Source organism: Pseudarthrobacter equi (assembly GCF_900105535.1).
GTDB classification, from domain to species: Bacteria; Actinomycetota; Actinomycetes; order Actinomycetales; family Micrococcaceae; genus Arthrobacter; species Arthrobacter equi.
In genome coordinates this window covers 4,124,288-4,142,948 of sequence record NZ_LT629779.1, presented here as the reverse complement: position 1 = coordinate 4,142,948, position 18,661 = coordinate 4,124,288, and the positions used below count along the sequence as shown (strand labels likewise).

General features: G+C 65.8%; 15 protein-coding genes. 9 read left to right on the top strand and 6 right to left on the bottom strand.

Translation table 11 applies throughout. The features are described 5' to 3' along the window. Positions 1-957: an ABC transporter permease gene (locus tag BLT71_RS18890; protein WP_091723315.1), complete on the bottom strand. Its 957-nt coding sequence runs from the start codon at positions 955-957 to the stop codon at positions 1-3. 21 nt (positions 958-978) lie between these two features. Further along, positions 979-2,631, bottom strand: a complete 1,653-nt coding sequence (locus BLT71_RS18885; RefSeq protein WP_091723314.1) for an ABC transporter substrate-binding protein — start codon at positions 2,629-2,631, stop codon at positions 979-981. A gap of 140 nt (positions 2,632-2,771) precedes the next feature. Here BLT71_RS18885 and BLT71_RS18880 point away from each other — a divergent pair, with 140 nt between their 5' ends. After that, positions 2,772-3,668 carry a DUF4862 family protein gene (locus tag BLT71_RS18880; protein WP_091723312.1) on the top strand — a complete coding sequence of 299 codons (897 nt, stop codon included), beginning with the start codon at positions 2,772-2,774 and terminating at the stop codon, positions 3,666-3,668. Here BLT71_RS18880 and BLT71_RS18875 read toward each other — a convergent pair. After that, the gene (locus BLT71_RS18875) at positions 3,652-5,382 is read right to left on the bottom strand and encodes a sialidase family protein (RefSeq protein ID WP_091723311.1); all 1,731 of its coding nucleotides are present in this window, start codon (positions 5,380-5,382) and stop codon (positions 3,652-3,654) included. The genes BLT71_RS18880 and BLT71_RS18875 overlap by 17 nt on opposite strands. 174 nt (positions 5,383-5,556) lie before the next feature. Between BLT71_RS18875 and BLT71_RS18870 the strand changes: the two genes are divergently transcribed. Then, positions 5,557-8,478: an exo-alpha-sialidase gene (locus BLT71_RS18870; protein WP_091723309.1), complete on the top strand. Its 2,922-nt coding sequence runs from the start codon at positions 5,557-5,559 to the stop codon at positions 8,476-8,478. 75 nt (positions 8,479-8,553) lie between these two features. Here BLT71_RS18870 and BLT71_RS18865 read toward each other — a convergent pair whose 3' ends face one another. Both BLT71_RS18865 and BLT71_RS18860 read right to left on the bottom strand, forming a co-directional pair. Beyond that, entirely contained in the window at positions 8,554-9,261 is a 708-nt protein-coding gene (locus BLT71_RS18865; protein WP_091723307.1) for an ABC transporter ATP-binding protein, read from the bottom strand. Between the two features lie 28 nt (positions 9,262-9,289). Further along, positions 9,290-10,396, bottom strand: a complete 1,107-nt coding sequence (locus tag BLT71_RS18860; protein ID WP_091723306.1) for an ABC transporter permease — start codon at positions 10,394-10,396, stop codon at positions 9,290-9,292. Between the two features lie 163 nt (positions 10,397-10,559). Between BLT71_RS18860 and BLT71_RS18855 the strand changes: the two genes are divergently transcribed. The 7 genes from BLT71_RS18855 to BLT71_RS18815 all read left to right on the top strand — a co-directional run bounded on the left by BLT71_RS18855 (position 10,560) and on the right by BLT71_RS18815 (position 16,832). Next, a complete protein-coding gene (locus BLT71_RS18855) occupies positions 10,560-11,867 on the top strand; it encodes a sensor histidine kinase (RefSeq protein WP_172830009.1) in 1,308 nt (435 codons plus the stop codon). Then, complete coding sequence (locus tag BLT71_RS18850) at positions 11,864-12,532, top strand: response regulator (RefSeq protein WP_091723304.1); 669 nt, start codon at positions 11,864-11,866, stop codon at positions 12,530-12,532. The genes BLT71_RS18855 and BLT71_RS18850 overlap by 4 nt, the downstream gene beginning before the upstream one ends. Before the next feature lie 76 nt (positions 12,533-12,608). Then, on the top strand, positions 12,609-13,073 hold the full coding sequence (locus tag BLT71_RS18845) for a pyridoxamine 5'-phosphate oxidase family protein (RefSeq protein ID WP_091723302.1): 465 nt from the start codon (positions 12,609-12,611) through the stop codon (positions 13,071-13,073). Between the two features lie 630 nt (positions 13,074-13,703). Next, on the top strand, positions 13,704-14,402 hold the full coding sequence (locus BLT71_RS18835; RefSeq protein ID WP_091723299.1) for a hypothetical protein: 699 nt from the start codon (positions 13,704-13,706) through the stop codon (positions 14,400-14,402). A 107-nt stretch (positions 14,403-14,509) separates the two neighbouring features. Beyond that, positions 14,510-14,983 (top strand): SdpA family antimicrobial peptide system protein, encoded by a 474-nt coding sequence (locus BLT71_RS18830; RefSeq protein ID WP_157693510.1) that lies wholly within the window; start codon positions 14,510-14,512, stop codon positions 14,981-14,983. Then, a complete protein-coding gene (locus BLT71_RS18825) occupies positions 14,974-15,921 on the top strand; it encodes a sporulation-delaying protein SdpB family protein (protein WP_091723296.1) in 948 nt (315 codons plus the stop codon). Before BLT71_RS18830 ends, BLT71_RS18825 begins: the two co-directional genes overlap by 10 nt. A gap of 473 nt (positions 15,922-16,394) precedes the next feature. Further along, on the top strand, positions 16,395-16,832 hold the full coding sequence (locus BLT71_RS18815) for a VOC family protein (protein ID WP_091723295.1): 438 nt from the start codon (positions 16,395-16,397) through the stop codon (positions 16,830-16,832). Positions 16,833-16,908: 76 nt separating this feature from the next. Here the strand turns inward: BLT71_RS18815 and BLT71_RS18810 are convergent, their stop codons facing one another. Next, positions 16,909-18,096, bottom strand: coding sequence for a rhamnogalacturonan acetylesterase (locus BLT71_RS18810; RefSeq protein ID WP_091723293.1), 1,188 nt, complete (start codon positions 18,094-18,096; stop codon positions 16,909-16,911). Positions 18,097-18,661: the final 565 nt, after the last annotated feature.

The following is an 18,661-nucleotide window of genomic DNA, read 5'->3' as shown; positions in this document are numbered from 1 at the left end:
TCACACGGTCCTGATTCGGGGGTTGATGAGCAGGTAGAGCAGGTCCACGGCGATGTTCACCAGGACGAAAGTGACGGAGATGGTGAGCACCACGCCCTGCACCAGGTTCACGTCCAGGTTGGTGATGCCGTTGAGGATCAGCTGGCCCATGCCGGGCAGGGCAAAGATCATTTCAATCACGACGGCGCCGCCCAGCAGGTAGCCGATCCGCAGTCCCAGCACGGTCACCGGGGTGACGAGTGCGTTGCGGAGCACGTTCTTGGAGACCACCTCGCGGTACGGCACGCCGTTGCCGATGGCCGTGCGGACGTAGTCCCGGTCCAGCTCTTCCACCATGGAGGTGCGGACCACCCGGATGAGCGAGGCCGAAACCGGGATGCCGAGGGCCAGGGCGGGCAGCGCCATCGAGTTGAGCCAGCCGCCGAAGCCGGACTCCGGGGTGGCAATGCCGCCGGACGGGAACATCGCTGCCGGTCCCAGGGCGAACCACTGGATCAGGAGGATGCCCAGCCAGAACGACGGCGTTGCCACCGCGGCGATGGAGAAGACGCGGACCAGCTGGTCCTGCCATTTGTCCCGGTACAGGGCGCCGATGATGCCGAAGACCAGGGAGACTACAACGGCGATGATGACGCCCAGGAAGGTCAGCTGCAGCGTCAGGGGGAACGCCGAACCGATCATGCTCGCCACCGACTTGGCCGGCGGCGTGGTGACGCCGAGGTCCAGCTGCAGGAGCCTGCCCAGGAACCGCACATACTGCAGCAGCAGCGGATCGTTCAGGCCGTTCGCCTGGCGGTACTGTTCCTTGGCTTCCTCGCTGGCGCCCTCGCCCAGGGCGCTGCTTGCCTGGTCTCCGGGGGCTGCCTGCAGGACCAGGAACACCAGCAGGGTGATGCCCAGGACCATCAGCGGCAGGGCTGCGAGCCGTCGGCCCAGCAGTCGCAATATGGTGCTCAATGTAGTCTCCGGTGGTTAGGGCTAGGCGGTGCGGCCCACACCAACGAAGGACACTCCGGTGGTGGGGAGGGGCTTGAAGCCGCTCAGTTTCTTGGAATCCCAGGCGCTGGGAAGCTGGCGGTGGAACAGCGGGTACAGCGGGACTTCCTCGGACACCAGGTCAACGATCTCGCCGGTCAGCTTCTTGGCGTCTTCCTTGGATGCGCGGCCGGCCTTGGACATGAGGTCCACCAGCTGCGCCCGCTCCGGGGTGTCGGCCCAGAAGGCGCGGTTCTTCATCCAGGTGTCACCGGCGTAGAACCAGCTCAGGAGCAGGTCCGCGTCGTTGCCGAACACCGAGGGATCGCCCGGTGCGGCAACAACCTTGTAGTCGCCCTTGGCCACGCGGTCCGTGTACAGGGCGCCGGACTGCAGGTTCTTGAGGGTGACCTTGACGCCGGGGATCTTGTTCCAGGATTCGAGCATCAGGGGTGCCACGTCCTTGACCCAGGCGGTGTCAGTGGTGAGGAGCTCGAACTCGAGGCTGGTGACGCCGGCTTCCTTGAGGAGGTCCTCGGCCTTCTTGGCGTCGTAGCCGTAGACGTTCTTGGCCTTGACGTAGTCCGGGTGGCCCTCCTGGAAGTAGGAGCTGGCCGGCTTGGCGTTGCCGAACAGGGCCTTCTTGATGATGGAATCCTTGTCCAGGCCGTAGTGGAGGGCCTGGCGGACTTTCTTGTTGTTGAAGGGTGCGGCATTGCAGTTGAACATCATGAACAGCAGGCCGAAGGACTGCACGGACTCAACGGTGGCTGCAGACTTCAGGCCCTCCATGTCCAGGTAAGGGACGTCCTCGATGGCCTGGACGCGGCCCGACTGCATGGCGGTGACGCGGGCGGCGGCATCGGAGAGCAGCAGCCAGGTCATGCCCTTGGCCAGTGCCGGCATGGGGCCGTTGTAGGCCTGGTTGGCTTCGAAGACGATCTTGTCGTCCTTGACGGCGGAGATGAGCTTGTACGGGCCGGTGCCTACGGGCTTCGCGTCGAAGGACTTCAGCTGATCGGAACCGAACGGGAAGTTGGTCAGCGCCTTGGGCACCACCTTCACCACGGAGATGCGCGGGCCGAAGCCGGGGAACGCGTACTTGAGCGTGAACTCCACGGTCTTGGCGTCCAGGGCCTTGACCTCCTGGATGAACGGGATGAACTGTGAGAACAGCGACTTGTTGGCCGGGTCCATCACGCGGGTAAAGGAGAACACCACGTCCTCGGCGGTGACCGGTGTGCCGTCGTGGAAGACGGCGCCGTCCCGGAGGGTGACCTGGTACTGGGTGTCGCTGACCTTCTTGGGGTCCGCGGCGGCCAGGGCGTTGTACGGCTCACGGGTGGCCGGGTGCAGTTCGATGAGGCCTTCGAACACGTGCAGGTTGGCGGCCATCGGGGTGGCGCCGGAGGAGGAGATGGGGTCGAACCCGGTGGACAGCGCGTAGGAGATGCCGGCCTCGATGGTGAGGTCCTTGTTGACGGGCGAGGTGTTTTCCGTGGCGCCCGTGGTGGTGGCGGCGGGACCGCCGCAGGCTGCGAGGGAGCCGGCGAAGGCTGCGGCCAGGCCCATGGCCCCGCCCAGCTTCAGGAAGTTCCGGCGGCTGGCGTCATTGACCAGCGGCAGGTTCTTGATGTTGTTCATGTGCCTCACCATTCAAAAGATGTTGATCGGATGTAGGATGTCCTAGCTCGTAGAATGACTGTAAGGGTGATCACAGCCGGACGTCAAGTGCGGAATCTCACGTTCACCGGACCGCCTGCCTGCAGACCGCTTCCCAAGCCAAGGAGTTCGAAATGTCACTCATCGTCGGCGCTTATCCGGCCCAGCCTGCCGGGTCGCAGCAGGAGTTCTTCCGTGGGCTCGCGGCCGTCCCGGCCGTCAGGGGACTGGAACTTCCGTACGGCCCGCATGGCGGAAACCCCTGGCCCGCCGGCGCACCTGCGGAGTGGGCCGCCGTCGTGACCTCGATACCCGGCACCATGCAGCGGCTGGGCGCATCGGCTGCGTTCGGGCTGGCCTCCCCGGACGCCGGCGGCAGGCGCGAGGCCCTCGAATTCGTGGCCGGCCTCCATGCCTACGTGCTCAGCCTCAAGGGCGAGGGGCGCCAGGTGGAAGCCGTCGAGCTGCATTCAGCGCCGCATCCCGGCGCCGACGCGGCCATGTTCCGGGCATCGCTGAGCGAGATCCTCGGGTGGGACTGGGGCACCACCCGGGTGCTGGTGGAACACTGCGACGCGCCCCGGCCCGGAGGCAGGCCGGAGAAAGGCTTCCTGCCGTTCGGTGAGGAAGTGGAGGTGGTCCGCTCTCTCGTCGAGCAGGTCGGCAGCCGGGTGGGCCTTGTCATCAACTGGGCCCGGTCGGTCATCGAAACCCGCAATCCGGACACTGCCGCCGAACATATTGCGCTGGCCCGGGAGGCGGGCGTCCTGGCGGGCGTCATGTTTTCCGGCTGCTCACCGGACGCCACGGAGTTCGGCTACCCGTGGATCGACGCGCACCTCCCCGCCGTCGAGGTGGAAGGGGCGCCGCCGGGCTCTCTGCTCAACCGCGCCGGAATCCAGTGGTGCCTCGCGGCCGCCGGTACGGGGCCGTTCATCGGCTTCAAGGTTGGCCTGCCGCGGGAGGGCCTGACGGTGCAGGACCGTGTCGACCGCCTGCGGCAGATGTGCGCCCTTATCGAGGGGAGCTGACCGGAGGCGCGTCTTCCACGCTGACATCGCCGGTGGCCATGGTGAACCGGAAGAGTTTCTGCAGCCGCCATGCCGTGTTCCCGGTGATTCCTTCCACGGCGAAGGTGATGTCCACGGCTTCCTGCTTCACGTCCTCCGCCGTCAGGGTGTACGACGGCGTGAAGTACAGTGCCGCTTCGCCCGGCAGGAGGTCCCGGGCCGGGAAAGCCGCGGCCCCAGGCCCGGCGAGCCTGACCCCTGTGACTGTTGCGCCGCCGTCGTTCCGTGCCCTGCCCGTGAAGGCGAGGATGTCGCCTTCCTTGTAGCCGGGGATGATGGGGCCGTAGTTGAGGTCCTGTGCCTCGCGCGTGCCCAGCACCTGGGCCTGCCCGGCGGAGTAACCCTGGCCGATCTCCTTGGACGCCGCACCCCAGTCGCCGCCGTCGTCCGCCATGACGTGGAATTCCCCGGCGTTCAGCCATACCTCCGGGAGGCCCGGCGTGATGGACCGGAGTTCCATGTGGAAGGTGAGCCCGGCTGCAGGCCCAGGGGTGGACGGCTGAGGGTGCGGCTGCGTTGCCAGCTGGTCCGTCAGCTGCGCGGCCGGAATGGAGGCGAAGACGATTTCGCGGTAGCCCTGGCGTTCGTACAGGACGCCGATGTTGCCGTCCGGCAACCGGGTGGCCGTGGAGTACGCCGAGCTTCCCGGGCAGAGCACCAGCCCGGCAGGCCAGGTGCTGCCGTTGTCCGGCGAGAGGCTCAGGACGGTGTTGCGGCGCAGCGCGGTGTCCCGGTTGTTGGTGGCCAGCAGCCATTGGTCCGTTGCCGGGCCGGCGTAATCCATGACGGACGGCAGCCCGTCGAAGCGGGCCAGTGAGCCGTTGTCGCTGGGATCCGGGAGGTCCTCGACGGGTGCCAGCGGGCTCCAGCTGTGGCCGCCGTCCGTGGAGGTGGCGGCCAGGCGCCGGGGCGTTGCCCGGCTGTGGAGCAGCAGCCGGCCGTCGTCCAAGGCAACCACCTTGTTCTCGTTGGGCGCCGCGCCATGGGTTCCGGCACTGATGAATTCCCCCAGTGTCCAGCGCTCGCCGTGGTCGTCGCTGTAGGCGGAGGCGGCCATGATTTCGCCTCCGCACAGGAGCACGAACTGCTGCACCAGCCGGCCCGTGAAGGGGCCAGCATGGATCTGGATGCCCTGTCCGGCGGCGGCAAAGATGCCGGTGACGTCCCTGCCGGCGGGGGAGCTGCCCTTCAGTTCCGCGGTGAGGCGCCGGTGCTGCCAGGTGACGCCGTCGTCGTCGGACCAGCTGAGGTCGGTGTGCTGGATGGTGGGGTCGTCCGGCGCCATTCCGGTGGCTGATTCGAAGAAGCCCGCGCGCGTTCCGGCCGCATGGAAGAGAAAGATGCGGCCAGTTTCGGCGTCCACCAACAGGCTCGGATCACCGAAACCCTCCAGGCCAATGCCGCTCCGCACCACCTCCTGGCCGCTCCAGGTCTGCCCGTTGTCCGTGCTGCGCCGGACCAGGAGGTCGATGGGGCTTGGCAGGTCATCGAGGTTCGGCCTGCCGTCGTAGGCGGCGAGGACTGTGCCCCGTGGGGTGATGGCGAGCGCCGGGATCCGGTACTGGCGGTAGCCCCCGCGGCCCCGGACGGCGAGGACGTGCTCAGCCGCAGGTACAGCCACCGGTAAGGCAGCAGGCCCTGGCGAAGGGTTTGAGGGAAGGAGATAGGACGTCACATGTTGAGTCTAGCTTTCCGGCCCTTTCCATGCCTAGGGTGGTAGGACGTCGTATGTAGCAGGAATCACATTATGGGTTCAGCATGACGGCGTCACCTCCATTCGAGCCGCAGCGCGGCGTCCAGAAAGGACATGGGTTTGCGAAATACCTTGAAAAGAACCAGGAAAAGATCGATGGGGCAGGCTGCGGGCACAGGCGCCCTCGCCCTGGCCCTGCTCGCCGGAACCGGGTTGCCCGCCCAGGCGGCACCCATCCCGTCCAACAGCCCCACCGCTCCTCCCGGTGCTTTCCAGGAAGCCAACCTGGCCGCGGACAGGACCGCCAGTAACTTCTTCTACCGGATTCCGGCATTGTCCTACCTGGGCAACGGCGTGGCCCTCGCGGCCTGGGACGGCAGGCCCGGCAGCTCGGCCGATGCCCCCAACCCCAACTCCATCGTGCAGCGCCGCAGCACCGACGGCGGCCGGACCTGGGGGCCGGTGCAGGTGATTGCCGCCGGGCATGTGGGCGACGCCGCCGCCCCGAAGTACGGCTACAGCGATCCGTCCTACGTTGTGGACGCCGAGGCCGGGAAGGTCTTCGCGTTCTTCGTGTACTCCAAGGACCAGGGGTTCGGCGGCAGCCAGTTCGGCAACGACGACGCGGACCGGTCCGTTATCTCCTCCGCGGTCATTGAGTCCTCCGATGGCGGCCTCACCTGGAGCCAGCCGCGCCTCATCACTGACGTCACCAAGCCGGGCACCAGCAAGACCAGCCCGGCCCCCGGCGATGTCCGCTCCAACTTCGCTTCCTCCGGCGAGGGCATCCAGCTCAAATACGGCCCGCACAAGGGCCGCCTGATCCAGCAGTACGCCGGGGACATCCGCCAGGCGGATGGCAGCAACAGGATCCAGGCCTACAGCGTCTACTCCGATGACCACGGCGCCACGTGGCACAAGGGCGCCAACGTGGGCGACCGGATGGACGAAAACAAGACGGTGGAACTCTCCGACGGGCGCGTGCTGCTCAACTCGCGTGACAACGCCAACCAGGGCTACCGCAAGGTGGCGGTGTCTATGGACGGCGGCGCCACCTACGGCCCCGTCACGCAGGACACCGAACTGCCGGACCCCGCCAACAACGGCGCCATCGCGCGGATGTTCCCCAACGCCGCGCAAGGCACTGCTGATGCCAAGAAGCTCATCTTCACCAACGCCAACTCGAAGACCGGCCGTGAAAACGTCTCCGCACGCGTGTCCTGCGACGACGGCGACACCTGGCCCGGGGTCCGCACCATCCGTTCCGGCTTCTCCGCCTATTCCACCGTGACCCGCCTGGACGAGGGCCGGTTCGGCGTCCTGTACGAGGGCAACTACACGGACAACATGCCGTTCGCCGCCTTCGACGATGCCTGGCTGAACTACGCCTGCGCGCCGCTTTCCGTCCCTGCAGTCACCACCGCGTCCGGCGCCACCAAGCAGGTGGCCGTCACCGTCACCAACCAGGAAGCCGCCACGCTATCCGGCGCCACCGCCACCGTCTACACCCCCAGCGGCTGGTCCGCCACGACGGTCCCCGTGCCCGATGTCGCGCCCGGCGCCTCCGCCACCGTGAACGTTGACCTGACCGCCCCGGCGAACGCGAGCGGTCCGCAGAACCTCAATGCCGCCTTCACGACGGCGGACGGCCGGGTTTCGCAGGCCACCTTTACCGCCACCGTTCCGGTGGCACCGCAGGTGGGCCTCACCATCACCGGGTCCGCGCCGGACCGGGATGTCGCCGCCAGCCCGTACAAGGCCGGTGACGTGCTCAGCTACACCTTCAACGTCAAGAGCACGGCCAACGTCACCGCCAACTCCGTGCCCCTTTCCGGGAACTTCGACGCCGGGTTCCTGCCGCCGTCGGCCCCCAACTGCCGGTACAACAACCTGGCCGCCGGTGCCAGTTATACCTGCACCACGGCTAAGCACACGGTGACGGCCGAGGACCTGGCCCGCGGCTACTTCGTGCCTCAGGCGTCCTTCAGCATCACGGCCAGCGCGACGCCGTCGCTCACCAGGACGGTGGCGTTCACCGGAGCGGCCGTCGCCCTGCGCGACGGCCTGGTTTCTGCCGCCATCACGGGCAGCCGCAACGACGCCGGCCGGGACCTCGCCACCCAGCCCTACACGGCCGGCGAGGGGTTCCCCTACAAATTCGATGTCGCCAACACCAGCCCGCTGGTGGAGAAGGTAGTGCCCACAGCCGGCAACTTCAGCCCGTTCGTACCGGACGGCCCCGGCAACTGCCGCTATAGCGTCCTGCCCGCCGGACAGTCCTACACCTGCGCCACGCCCCGCCACACCGTCACCGCTGATGAGGCAGCCCAGGGTTTCTTCGTCCCCGACACCAGCTGGGACGTCAGCGCCGCCGGCCAAACCACCCGGACCTATGCCGTGAACGGCGGCGAGGTTGACCTCAAGGTCCGCGATGCCCGGCTCGAGGGCACTGTTGCGGCTGAGTGGACAGACAACGACGGCGACCGGTACGCCTCCGCGGGCGACTCCGTCACGTACACCTATACGCTGGGCAACGCCGGCAACGTGCCCCTGACCGGGGTATCCGCCCCGGACACGGGCATCAGCGAACAGGTCCTCGCTGCCGGGAACAGCCTGACGGCCACCCGGGACTACGTGCTGACAGCGGCGGACATCGCTGCCGGGAAGCTGGACGCAGTAGGTTTCAGTGCTTCCGCGGACAACGGCACCAAACGCGCCGCCGTTTCCGTGAGCGGCGGCGCAATCCAGCTCAACCTGCAGCCCGCCCAGCCGGAGTCCGAACCCGCGCTGACGGTCCAGGACTTCGATGGCCAGACGCCGCCGTTCGACCTGAAGACGCAGGACAAGTACCGGAACGGCCAGAAGGTGGTGCTCGAGGGGCTCGACTACGGGCAGTGGTACTACGTCTACCTCAACAAGCGCAGCCAGCGGATCGGCTGGCTCTTCCCCACCACCGCCAACACCGCGGAGTTCATCCTCCCGGCCGGGATCCAGAACGGCCGCGATGATGTGGTGGTCCTGGACAAGGACGGCAAGCAGGTCTCCTTCGGCCGGCTGCAGGTGACCCCCAAGGGTTAGCCAGCAGCCGCGTCAGGGACGCGAACAGCCCCGGCAGTTGATACCGCCGGGGCTGTTCGCGTTGTTGCCGCACGCTCAGGCGCTGGCCAGGACCGGTGCCGCCAGCCATCCGTCCCGCATGGTGGCCACGGCGTCCGTCAGCGGCAGGAACTCGGTATCGTGCGTGACCATCACCGTGGCCACCGAGAATTCCGTGGTGACCCGGCGAAGCAGCCGGACAATGGCCTCGCTGCGCTCATGGTCCAGCGCCGCCGTCGGCTCATCCACCAGCAGCACCTTGGGGCTGCCCATCAGCGCGCGGGCGATGTTGACGCGCTGGCGCTGGCCGCCGGAGAGCTGGTGCGGCAGCTTCCCGGCGCTCGCGGAGAGCCCGACGACGTCCAGCAGTCCGGCGGCCCTCTCCCGGGCTGCCCGGGCTGGCTTGCCGCGCAGGTGGTCGGTGATGATCAGCTGCTCCGCGGCGGTCAGGGAGGGGAGCAGGTTGGGCTGCTGGAAAATGATGCCGATCTTGCTGCGCCGCAGCGCCGTCAGCTCCTTATCTTTGAGCCCGGTGGTGTCCGTGCCGTCGATAAGAACCTGCCCGCGGGTGGGCCGGACCAGGGTGGCGGCGGTGGCCAGGAGGCTGGATTTACCGGAGCCCGAGGGGCCCACGAGTGACACCAGCTGCCCGGCGTGCGCGGTGAGGCTGACCCGGTCCAGGGCGGTGGTGGTTCCGGTGCCGTCCGGGTATTCGAGGGTCACGTCAACCAGGTCCAGGGGTGCGGAGGTAGGGAAAGCAGACATCGGGTTTCCTTTCAGGAAATGGGGGTTGTCAGTTGCCGCCGAGGGCCAGGAGGGCATCCACGCGGGTGGCGCGTCGGACGGCCAGGGCGGCACCGGCAAGGCCCAGGGCGATGATCCCGACGACGGGAAGCACCGTGGTGCCGGCGTTCAGCAGGAACGGGGCGGCCTGCGCGGCCAGCGTCCCGGCGGCAACACCCACGGCCCCGCCGGCGGCGGCCCCTGCCACCAGAACGATGGCGGCCTGGGCGATGGCGTCGCGGAGGATGTAGGACGCCGGCGCCCCCATGGCCTTCAGTACGGCGATGTCCCGGGTCCGCTGGATGGTCCACACGGTCAGGAACGCCACGATCACCAGCGCGGCGATGCCGTAGAGGAACGCCTGCATGAGGGTCAGCGACCCGTTCTCGCTCTTGTACGATCCCAAGGCCTGGAAGGATCCGGTGCGGGATTCGCTGGCCGTGCCCGCCGCGGCGTTGGCCGCCGTTTCGTCCACGTGGGCACCGTCCGCAAAGGTGACGGCAACAACCGTGGCCAGCTGCCCGCCGTCGGACACGTGCGCCACCCTGGACCACTGGGGAAGGTCCGTCCACACCACACTGGTGTGCGAATACCACTGGTCCGGGACCACCGAGGCGACGGCGAGTTCCACACCGCCAATGCCTACCGTGTCGCCCTGCTTCACGGAGAGCGCGTCCGCTACCGAGGCGCCGAGCACCGCCGTCCCGGGTGCCACCGAAGCAGGCGCCAGCGGGCTGCCGGCCGGGACCCCGAAAACAGCCACGTTGGCCGTCCCGGAACCGTCAGCGGTCTGCAGCCGGGTCTGCGTGATGCCCAGCGGCTCGGCGGCGGACACCCCCGGCTGGTCCTTCCATCGCTCCACCTGCCCGGCGGTCACCGAACTCTCCGTGTACGAAGCCTTGGGGGTGCCCGTACCCGGCGCGCCGAATGCGACGGCGTCAACGGGCCTGGACCCGGCGGCTCCGCCGAGCTTGCCGATGGCGGACGTGGACTGCTCGGCCAGGCCAGCCGTCAGGCCGGTCAGCATCACCAGCAGCAGAGTGATCAGGGCTACGACGCCGCCCATCATGGCGAACCGGCCTTTGGCGAAGCGGATATCGCGGATTGCCAGGAACACGTTGTTCTTCTCTCAGCAGGAGTGGAATTGAGTAATTCCACTCTCCCGCCGGGCGCTTTCCGGGGCATCGCGGAGACGGTTGATCCCGGGCCGCCATGGGGTGGATTCCGGAGTCAACCATTTGATTGATTCGCCACCGGCAGCCCCGGCATAAGCTGGGGGAATGCCCGCCGCGCCCTCTACGACATCCCCGGACCGAACGGGCGGTAGCCAGACGCGGGGACCGCTGGCCGCCGTGGAGAATGCGTCGTCCGCAGCGATCCTGAAAGTTCTGCGTGTCACCCTCCACGCGGGGTTCGCAGTGCTGCTGGGCGTGGCCCTGGTCCGGATCCTGATGACTGGCGGTCCGCTGCGCTGGCTCTGGGCAGGGACGGCGGTGGTTCTCGCCGGGGTGTACCTGGCCGGAACGGTTCTCGAGAAGCGCCATGCCGAGGGCCGGGCCAGCATGGATCCGCGCCGCTTCGCCCTCCTGTGGCTGGTGCTGGTGACGGGGCTGTGGGCCTTCCTGCTGGCGGGCAGCGCCGACTTCGCCTGGCTGGCGTTCCCCATTTTCTTCCTGCACCTGCACCTGTTGCCCCGGCGCGCGGCGTTGCGGACCATAGCGCTGATGACAGTGGCGGTGATCGCCTCCCAGTGGGCAGCCAGCGGTGCCCCCGTTCCGCACGTTGCCGCCGTCGTGGGGCCCGCACTCGGCGCCATTTTCGCCGTGATCACGGGCCTGGCCTACGCCGCCCTGTACCGCGAGGCGCTGAACCAGCGGCGCGCGGCCGATGAGCTGCGCCGGACCCGCGAGGAGCTGGCCCGGTCCCAGCATGAGGCCGGCGTGCTGGCGGAGCGGGAGCGGCTGGCCCGCGAAATCCACGACACCCTGGCCCAGGGCCTGTCCAGCATCGTGCTGCTGGGCCGGGCGGCCGAACAGTCCCTGGCGGGTGGCGACACCACCGGGGCTGCCTCGCAGCTGGACCTTGTGCAGCGGACGGCGGCGGAGAACCTGGCCGAGGCCCGCAGCTTTGTCCGCGGCCTGTCCTCGCCGCAGCTGGAGGGGAGCACCCTGGTGGATGCACTGCGCAGGCTGTGCGCCGCCACCGAGACCGGCGCCGCAGCGGCCGGGTTGCCGCTGCGCTGCCGGGTGGAGGTGGACGGCGATCCGCTGGACCTGCCCCAGCCGGTCCGCGTCACCCTGCTGCGCGCGGCCCAGGCGAGCCTCGCCAACGTCCGCGAACACGCCGGGGCGCGCACCGCCGTCGTGACCCTGGCCTTCCTGGGCACGGAGGTGACCATGGACATTTACGACGACGGCGCGGGCTTTGATCCGGACGCTGCGGCAGCTGCCGCGCAAGGCGGCGATGGCGGGTTTGGGCTGCGCTCGCTGCGGGAACGCGTGGCCGCCCTGAACGGCTCGCTGGAGCTGGAATCCGCTCCCGGCGAGGGCACCGTGGTGGCCATCCGGCTGCCGCTGGAGGACCGGTGACGTCCGCGGGCAAGGTCCGGGTCCTGCTGGTGGACGACCATCCCGTGGTCCGGGCCGGGCTGCGGGCAATGCTGTCGGGCTTCGAGGGGATCGCCATAGCCGCCGAGGCGTCCGACGGGCGGGCTGCGTTGAAGGAACTCGACCGGCTGTCCGCGCTGGGGGAGCCGCCGGACGTTGTCCTCATGGACCTTCAGATGGGGCAGGGGATGGACGGGGTCACCGCCACCGCCGAGATCCGGAAGCTGGCTGCCCCGCCGCCGGTGCTGATCCTGACCACGTACGATACCGACGCGGACATCCTCGCGGCTGTGGAGGCCGGCGCGAGCGGCTACATGCTGAAGGACGCTCCGCCCGAACAGCTGCGGCAGGCCGTCCTGCAGGCTGCGGCCGGCGGCACGGTTCTCGCGCCGAGGGCCGCAGCGCTGCTGATGGACCGGATCAGCAACCCCGGCACGTCGCTGACCCCGCGGGAGGTGCAGCTGCTGGAACTGCTGGCCACCGGCCTGTCCAACCGGGCCATCGCCAAGCAGGTCTTTATTTCCGAGGCGACAGTGAAGACGCACCTGGTTCACATCTACGGCAAACTCGGCGTGGACAACCGGACCGCGGCCATCGCTGCCGCCACCCAGCGGAGGATTATCCGGCCGCCCGGCGGGAACGGCTGATCGGTTTCTGGTCCGCTGGCGTTTGGGGGCGTCAAGGCCCTGTTGTGCTGCGGCTCCCCGGCCTAGAATCACGGCCATGGCCACCCCACAGCAGCAGCCGCAAGCAGAGACCCTCACCGAGGACGAGTGCTGGCGATACCTGGAGTCCGCGTACATTGGCAGGCTGGCGGTGATCAACCGGGCGGTTCCGGAGATCTTCCCGGTCAATTTCGTGCCCGTGGACCGCACCATCCTGTTCCGCACGGCCCCCGGCGCGAAGCTCAACGCCCTGCTCAGCAGCACGCCTGTCGCCTTCGAAACGGATGGGCTGGGCACCTACAGCACCGAGGTGTGGAGCGTGGTGGTCAAGGGCATCCCCGGTCAGGTACCGGAGGGCGAGGCGCCCGTTGAGCTGGCCGACCCGGACCGCCAACCGTGGCTGCCGGGACCCAAAGACCACCTGATCCGCATCACTCCCACCGAAGTCACCGGCCGCAGGTTCCCCGTGCACTCACGGACCCGCTGGTGGCCGCCGCTCGACTTCTCCTCGGACTGGACCTGACGGAGGCGCTGTTGACGAGTCCCAGGCGGGAACTTTGAACCACACTAAAAATGGGTCATACGGACACTTCATAGCTTGGACTACAGTTTGTAACTTTAGTTGACATATGACTACTCTTGTCACATTCAGGTGATTGGGGGAATCATGTTGGTATCGGAAGCAAAGCTTTCTGGTAAGACGAAGCGTCTCATTTGGGGCATAGTTGGCGCCTCTTGCGTTGTGGTGCTGATCTCGGCAGTAGCGGGTAACATCCCCGTGCCGGGGTTGGCGATCGTCGCCGGGATGGTTGCCCTCACTTATTTGGTTATGAGCATGACTGTCACGATCGACGTCGAAACTGACCGTCTCGTGATTCGGTGCAAGCCTTTCTATGCGGCCACTTTGAGCTTCTCCAGTGTTCTCACAGCTCGCGAAGCCCCGTCAACGTCAGTGTCGGAAGGGTTCGGGATCCGGGCCTTGGGCAATAACACGAAGGGTGTACTGGTGGGAGGCCCCGCGGTCTTGTTGGAAACAACGACTCGCAATTGGGTCGTTTCCGCGCCAAACCCCGGCTCTGTGGCCTCGCGCATTAACGAGAGCTTGCCGCGCACCTGAAAAATCAGCAGAAAACAGATAAATATTGGGGGAAAAATGAAGAAAGCACTCAGCGCTGCGCTCGTATCCGGGCTGTTGCTGACGGGTATTCCCGCTTCAGCGCAGGCCACTCAGATGTCGAACCAGCAAGAGCTCACCAAAGGCGCGGTTCAAAAAAGCGACGGGAAGAGCGCGCGGTCGCTGTTTGAAGCGATTTGGTTCGCGACCGGTGATCGTGCCGCCGACCTGCGGCAGAAGGTCCAGAGCGAGACCTTTCGAGCATATTTGGACAACGGCAGCCAAGAGGCCGATATCCGCGCAATGGCCCGACAAGTTGCGGATGCGCTGGAAGCTTCTAAGCCCGGATATTTGAAGAAACTCGAGAAGGAGCTCACCTCCGGGGACGTCTACAAAGTTGAGTCAGCTCTGGCCTCCACCAGCCAGGACGTTCTTAGGGTAGTCAGGGAAAAATATCCCGCTCAAGTGGCCATGGCCCGCGCTGATGGCGGTGCATCCGGGAACTGCTTGTGGGTCTTTGCGGTCGCTGCAGTAGCCGTTTGGAGCGGCGCCGTCGTCGTGAACTACGCGGGTGTCGTAAACGTCGCCGGCGCCGTAAATGCCGTTGGTTGGTTCAACGCCTCAGTATCCGTCAATGTCAGCAGCCCGTCGAGCCTTGAAACGACTGCCACCACGGCCGACGAACGCGCTTCAACGGAAAATATCGTCGCGGCGCTGACCAAAGCCCTCGCTAAGTAGCCTCGTCAACTCCACCAATGTTGCCTGCTCTTCGACGGAAATGCCCCTTCATCTCCGCGGCCACGGTAGTTCCCGCGGTGATTGTGCTGTTGTCCCTGGGGTACTCTATGTTCGCTGTCTCACCCAACTCGGTATTTCATCCGCCCGGAATGGCCGGGGTTAAAGAAGGTGTCTCCAAAGTTATTCCGCAGGGTTGGGGGTTCTTCACCAAGTCCCCCCGAGATCCGTTTTTGCTGGTTTACTCCGGAAAGGAGGAGGCCCGGGAACTCCTGCAGATGCCAACCGTGAAGGCGGAAAACTACTTCGGCCTTAGTAGATATGGTCGCGCACAGCCTGTAGAGCTGGCGAACATTGTCAACACCATAGAGCCCGATACGTGGTCGAAATGTGGCCCTACGACTCAAGGTTGCTTGGAGATAGATTCTCCAGCCGTCGAAGTCCGCAACGAAAAACACGCGCCGACGCTGTGCGGTTCCCTGACCGTCGTAGAGGTAGTGCCCACCCCGTGGGCCTATAGGGACCTTACTGATGCCAGGTATCAGGCCGATAGGGTACTTCGAATCGAGGCCAGGTGCATCTGACGTACTTTGGGCTTCAACCGTCTGGGCAACCTCCGGCGTTATGGTCGCCGATCGTTGGATTAGTGCGTTCCCTGCTGGCCTTTGCGAGTTTTCTGACGCTGCTCACTACTCCCTCTACGAGCCTTTTCCAGCCCTTGTGGGGGCTGGGCATGCAGCCTGTCTGTGTGGGCGTCAACTCGCTTAACTGGTTTTGCCTCTTCGGAACAGAACCGTGGTCGAAGCTACTGGCGTGCGCGGTGCTGGTTATCGTTATGTCCGGTTATGTTCCACAGGTCACTGCCTTTCTCCACTACTGGATCTCCTTTTCGCTTTTCAATGGGATTGCAGTCCCTGACGGTGGAGACCAGATCACCGCTGTGCTGACTCTTCTCCTGATCCCTCTTTGCATCACCGACCCTCGGCTGAACCATTGGAGCCCTGCCAAGGAAGTCCCGGACCGTTCCAAGTGGCGGAGGGGGTGGGCTTTGGCCGCGGTGCTGGGCATCAAAGTCCAGATGTCGGTTCTCTACCTTCAATCCTGTATTGAGAAGACGAGTCAGACCGAGTGGGCGACCGGCAACAACCTCTACTACACCGCATCTGGTGTGTTCGGCTTTTCGGACCCCGTAAGAGACCTCCTCGGACCTCTACTTGAAAACGCCTTCGGCGTCAGCCTCTTGACGTGGTCAGTGCTAGTGCTCGAATTCGCCCTCGCCATAACCCTTCTGACCCCACCTCAATGGCGGCCGTACCTGTTCCTACTCGCGGCACTGTTCCATGCAGGTATAGCAATCTTCATGGGGTTATGGAGTTTCGCGATCGCAATGGTAGCGGCCGACCTGCTTCTGACTCTTCCACTCACAGCCAACGCCTTCGCCCCCGGAGTCGCCCTACGTCCGTTCCTAAATCGTCAACAGGCTCAGGGCCACACCGAACAAGTCAGCGTGGGCAGTCCCTGACCTAGGGAAGAGCCTGGAGTTCGGGTTCCCGTGCGCATTCTTGGCGGGAACCACGTCTACTTGCCAAATCAAAATGGCGACAAGGAATAGTTCCGTAAGCTGGGCCGCTGTCAGGGAACGACCGTGTCTGCGTGTCGGTGAGCGACTTTCCATTGGCCGTCCTCGCCGCGGCAAACCTGCGTGACGCTGAGGGTGTAGCTGCGCGGTTCTCCGTCGACGGATGCGGTGGTTTGCACCATCCCGGCGGTGTAGACCATGTCGGCGGGGAGTCGTCAACGAGCCTTGTCATCATCGGGAGCCCCTGCGGGACTTCTACCCGGTAGGTCTCACCCATATGAACACCCCTGCTGCGCACAATGCCAGATTGCGCCGGATCAACGGTTCGGCCAGGGGCATTTATCCGGCGAAAGGGGAAGTCAACGCATACTGCCGCCCCCTAGACCCTGCGCCACCCGCCTCGGTAGCGTGCACCCATGACCATCAAGCTTGAGAACGTGGGCATCGCCGTCCGGGACCTGGAAGAAACCATCGCCTTCTTCACCGATCTCGGCCTCACGGTGGTGGGGCGGGATACGGTCAGCGGCGACTGGACTGACACCGCCGTGGGCCTCGACGGCAACCACGCCAAAATCGCGATGCTCCAGACCCCGGACGGCCACGGCCAGCTGGAACTCTTCGAATACATCCACCCCGATGCGATCGAGACGGCCCCCACGCTGCCCAACGAAATCGGCATGCACCGCGTCGCCTTCTCCGTGGACAACATCGACAAAGCCCTGGAGATCGCCGCGAAGCACGGCTGCCACCCGCTGCGCGGCGTGGCCACCTACGGGGACATCTACAAACTCTCCTACGTGCGCGGGCCCAGCGGCATCATCGTCATGCTCGCCGAAGCGCTGAAGAAGGACTGACGACGGCGGTTGCGGCGTTCCGGACCCGTTCCCGGTGCCGCGCGCCGCCGTCGTCCGCCTGTTTAGAAGGTGCGGACTACTGGAGGCCCTGACGCGCCAAATCCGCGGTGACGATCCGGGCGAGCTCGGTGGCACCGGCGCGGTTGGGGTGCAGGGTGTCGCCGGTCATGAACAGGGCCAGCGTCGCGTCCGGGCCGATCTGCGTGAAGTAGGCGGACGAGAGGACATTCAGGTCAACCAGCGGGACGCCTTCCTCCTGGGCCAGGGCCACCGTGGAGTGCCGGTACCAGCGGTCCACCGAGGAGTGCACGCCGTCCACAAAATCGGTGGCGCGGCCCTGCGGGGTCACCAGGACCGGGGTGGCGCCGGTGGCCGCCACCTGGCGGACCATGTCCCGCATGATTTCCTTGAACTCCGCCTCGGTGGTGGCGTTCTTGGCGGCGGTGTCATTGATGCCCATCTCCAGCAGGAAGAGGTCGCCGGGCTTGATGTACTGCAGGATGGCCTCCAGCTGGCCGTCGTTACGGAAACCGCGCGCGATCTGCCCGCCGGTGGCCATGTTGCGGACGTCATACTTTTCCGGGTCGACGAACTGCGGCAGCAACTGGCCCCAGCCGCCCTGGACGCTGGAATCCAGCGGGTAGTAGCTGGCAACGGTGGAATCGCCGCCCACCCAGATGGTGGGGTCCATCTCCGGATGGCGCGACACCTTCTCGATATCCAGGGCGCTGAGCGTGAAGGCCGTGCCCACCTTGCCTTCCGTGACCAGGAGATTGAGCTGGCCGTCGGTCACCGGGATTTCGAAGGACGCCGTGGCCCCGTTTCCGGTCAGGTTCATCTCCTGGAAGACGCCTTCCGCGGCAATGCTGGCCCGTGACGTATCGCCGAGGGTGACGGTCACCCTGTACAGGCCTTCCTTGAGGTCCACGTTGAAGGTATTGCTGCTCTTGGTACCGAACTGCAGGAACCGGACGGCGTCGCTTCCCACTCCAGTTCCTTTGGCAGCCACGTTGGCCATGTGCCCGGGGGAGTTGAAGCCGTACCGGCGCTCAGGCGTGTAGGCGTCTGAGGCGCTTACGGCTGTGTAGCCCTTTTCAACCGGGCCGCTGCCGAAGTCGAATTTGTAGTTGCTGGGTTCAGCGTGTGCTGCCGGGGCAGCGACCGCCAGGCCGGCGCTGCTGGCCAGGACGGCGAGTGCCAGCCCTGCGGCAGAACGCCGGTAGGCGGTTCGCCTGGTGTTCACGGTTTGATCGGTCACGGTCATCTCCTTTGATGAGGGCCCCGCGCATGCTGGCCCAACTTTTGTAACGATTCACACTGGCTCGTTACAGATTTTGTAACAGTCGCGCGTTCCATGTCAAGAAATTTTGTGCGGTTTGTGTGCGTTTGTGGTCTGTCTTGTGGCCCAGTTGAGGTGCCCGTTTCCGCCGGCGCCTTCTCAGTAGAAGCTCAAGACCTGCCCTGCTCCCGCAAATGGTGCCCGCGTTTCCATTGACGTGGATTTGCAGGTTTGTTGCCACTTCTCTGCCTTTCATCTGCGTCCGGTTTGCAATACTCGGTCCGAATTGTTCGGGACCAGGGAGTGGAGAAGAAATGTGCGGAGCGCAGGATTCTGCAGTGATAGGCATTCATGGGGGCGGCACCCGGAAGACATGATACGTCGACGAGCAATTGGGCTCCTGTTCGCACCATAATCACCGGCCACCGCTGAAGAAAGGGCAACACGTGCGGATTCCTTTTCTTCTTAGCGTCGAATCTCAAGAAATACCCATTTCTCAATCAAGATCAATAAATGCTCAAGAATCGTGCGCGAATGGTGGTTGAGCTAT

Bases quoted from the DNA above. Each gene is read 5' to 3' on its own strand.
- BLT71_RS18885 (WP_091723314.1), bottom strand. From the start codon at position 2,631: ATGGTGAGGCACATGAACAACATCAAGAACCTGCCGCTGGTCAATGAC.
- BLT71_RS18880 (WP_091723312.1), top strand. From the start codon at position 2,772: ATGTCACTCATCGTCGGCGCTTATCCGGCCCAGCCTGCCGGGTCGCAG.
- BLT71_RS18870 (WP_091723309.1), top strand. From the start codon at position 5,557: ATGGGGCAGGCTGCGGGCACAGGCGCCCTCGCCCTGGCCCTGCTCGCC.
- BLT71_RS18865 (WP_091723307.1), bottom strand. From the start codon at position 9,261: ATGTCTGCTTTCCCTACCTCCGCACCCCTGGACCTGGTTGACGTGACC.
- BLT71_RS18855 (WP_172830009.1), top strand. From the start codon at position 10,560: ATGCCCGCCGCGCCCTCTACGACATCCCCGGACCGAACGGGCGGTAGC.
- BLT71_RS18845 (WP_091723302.1), top strand. From the start codon at position 12,609: ATGGCCACCCCACAGCAGCAGCCGCAAGCAGAGACCCTCACCGAGGAC.
- BLT71_RS18835 (WP_091723299.1), top strand. From the start codon at position 13,704: ATGAAGAAAGCACTCAGCGCTGCGCTCGTATCCGGGCTGTTGCTGACG.
- BLT71_RS18830 (WP_157693510.1), top strand. From the start codon at position 14,510: ATGTTCGCTGTCTCACCCAACTCGGTATTTCATCCGCCCGGAATGGCC.
- BLT71_RS18815 (WP_091723295.1), top strand. From the start codon at position 16,395: ATGACCATCAAGCTTGAGAACGTGGGCATCGCCGTCCGGGACCTGGAA.
- BLT71_RS18810 (WP_091723293.1), bottom strand. From the start codon at position 18,096: ATGACCGTGACCGATCAAACCGTGAACACCAGGCGAACCGCCTACCGG.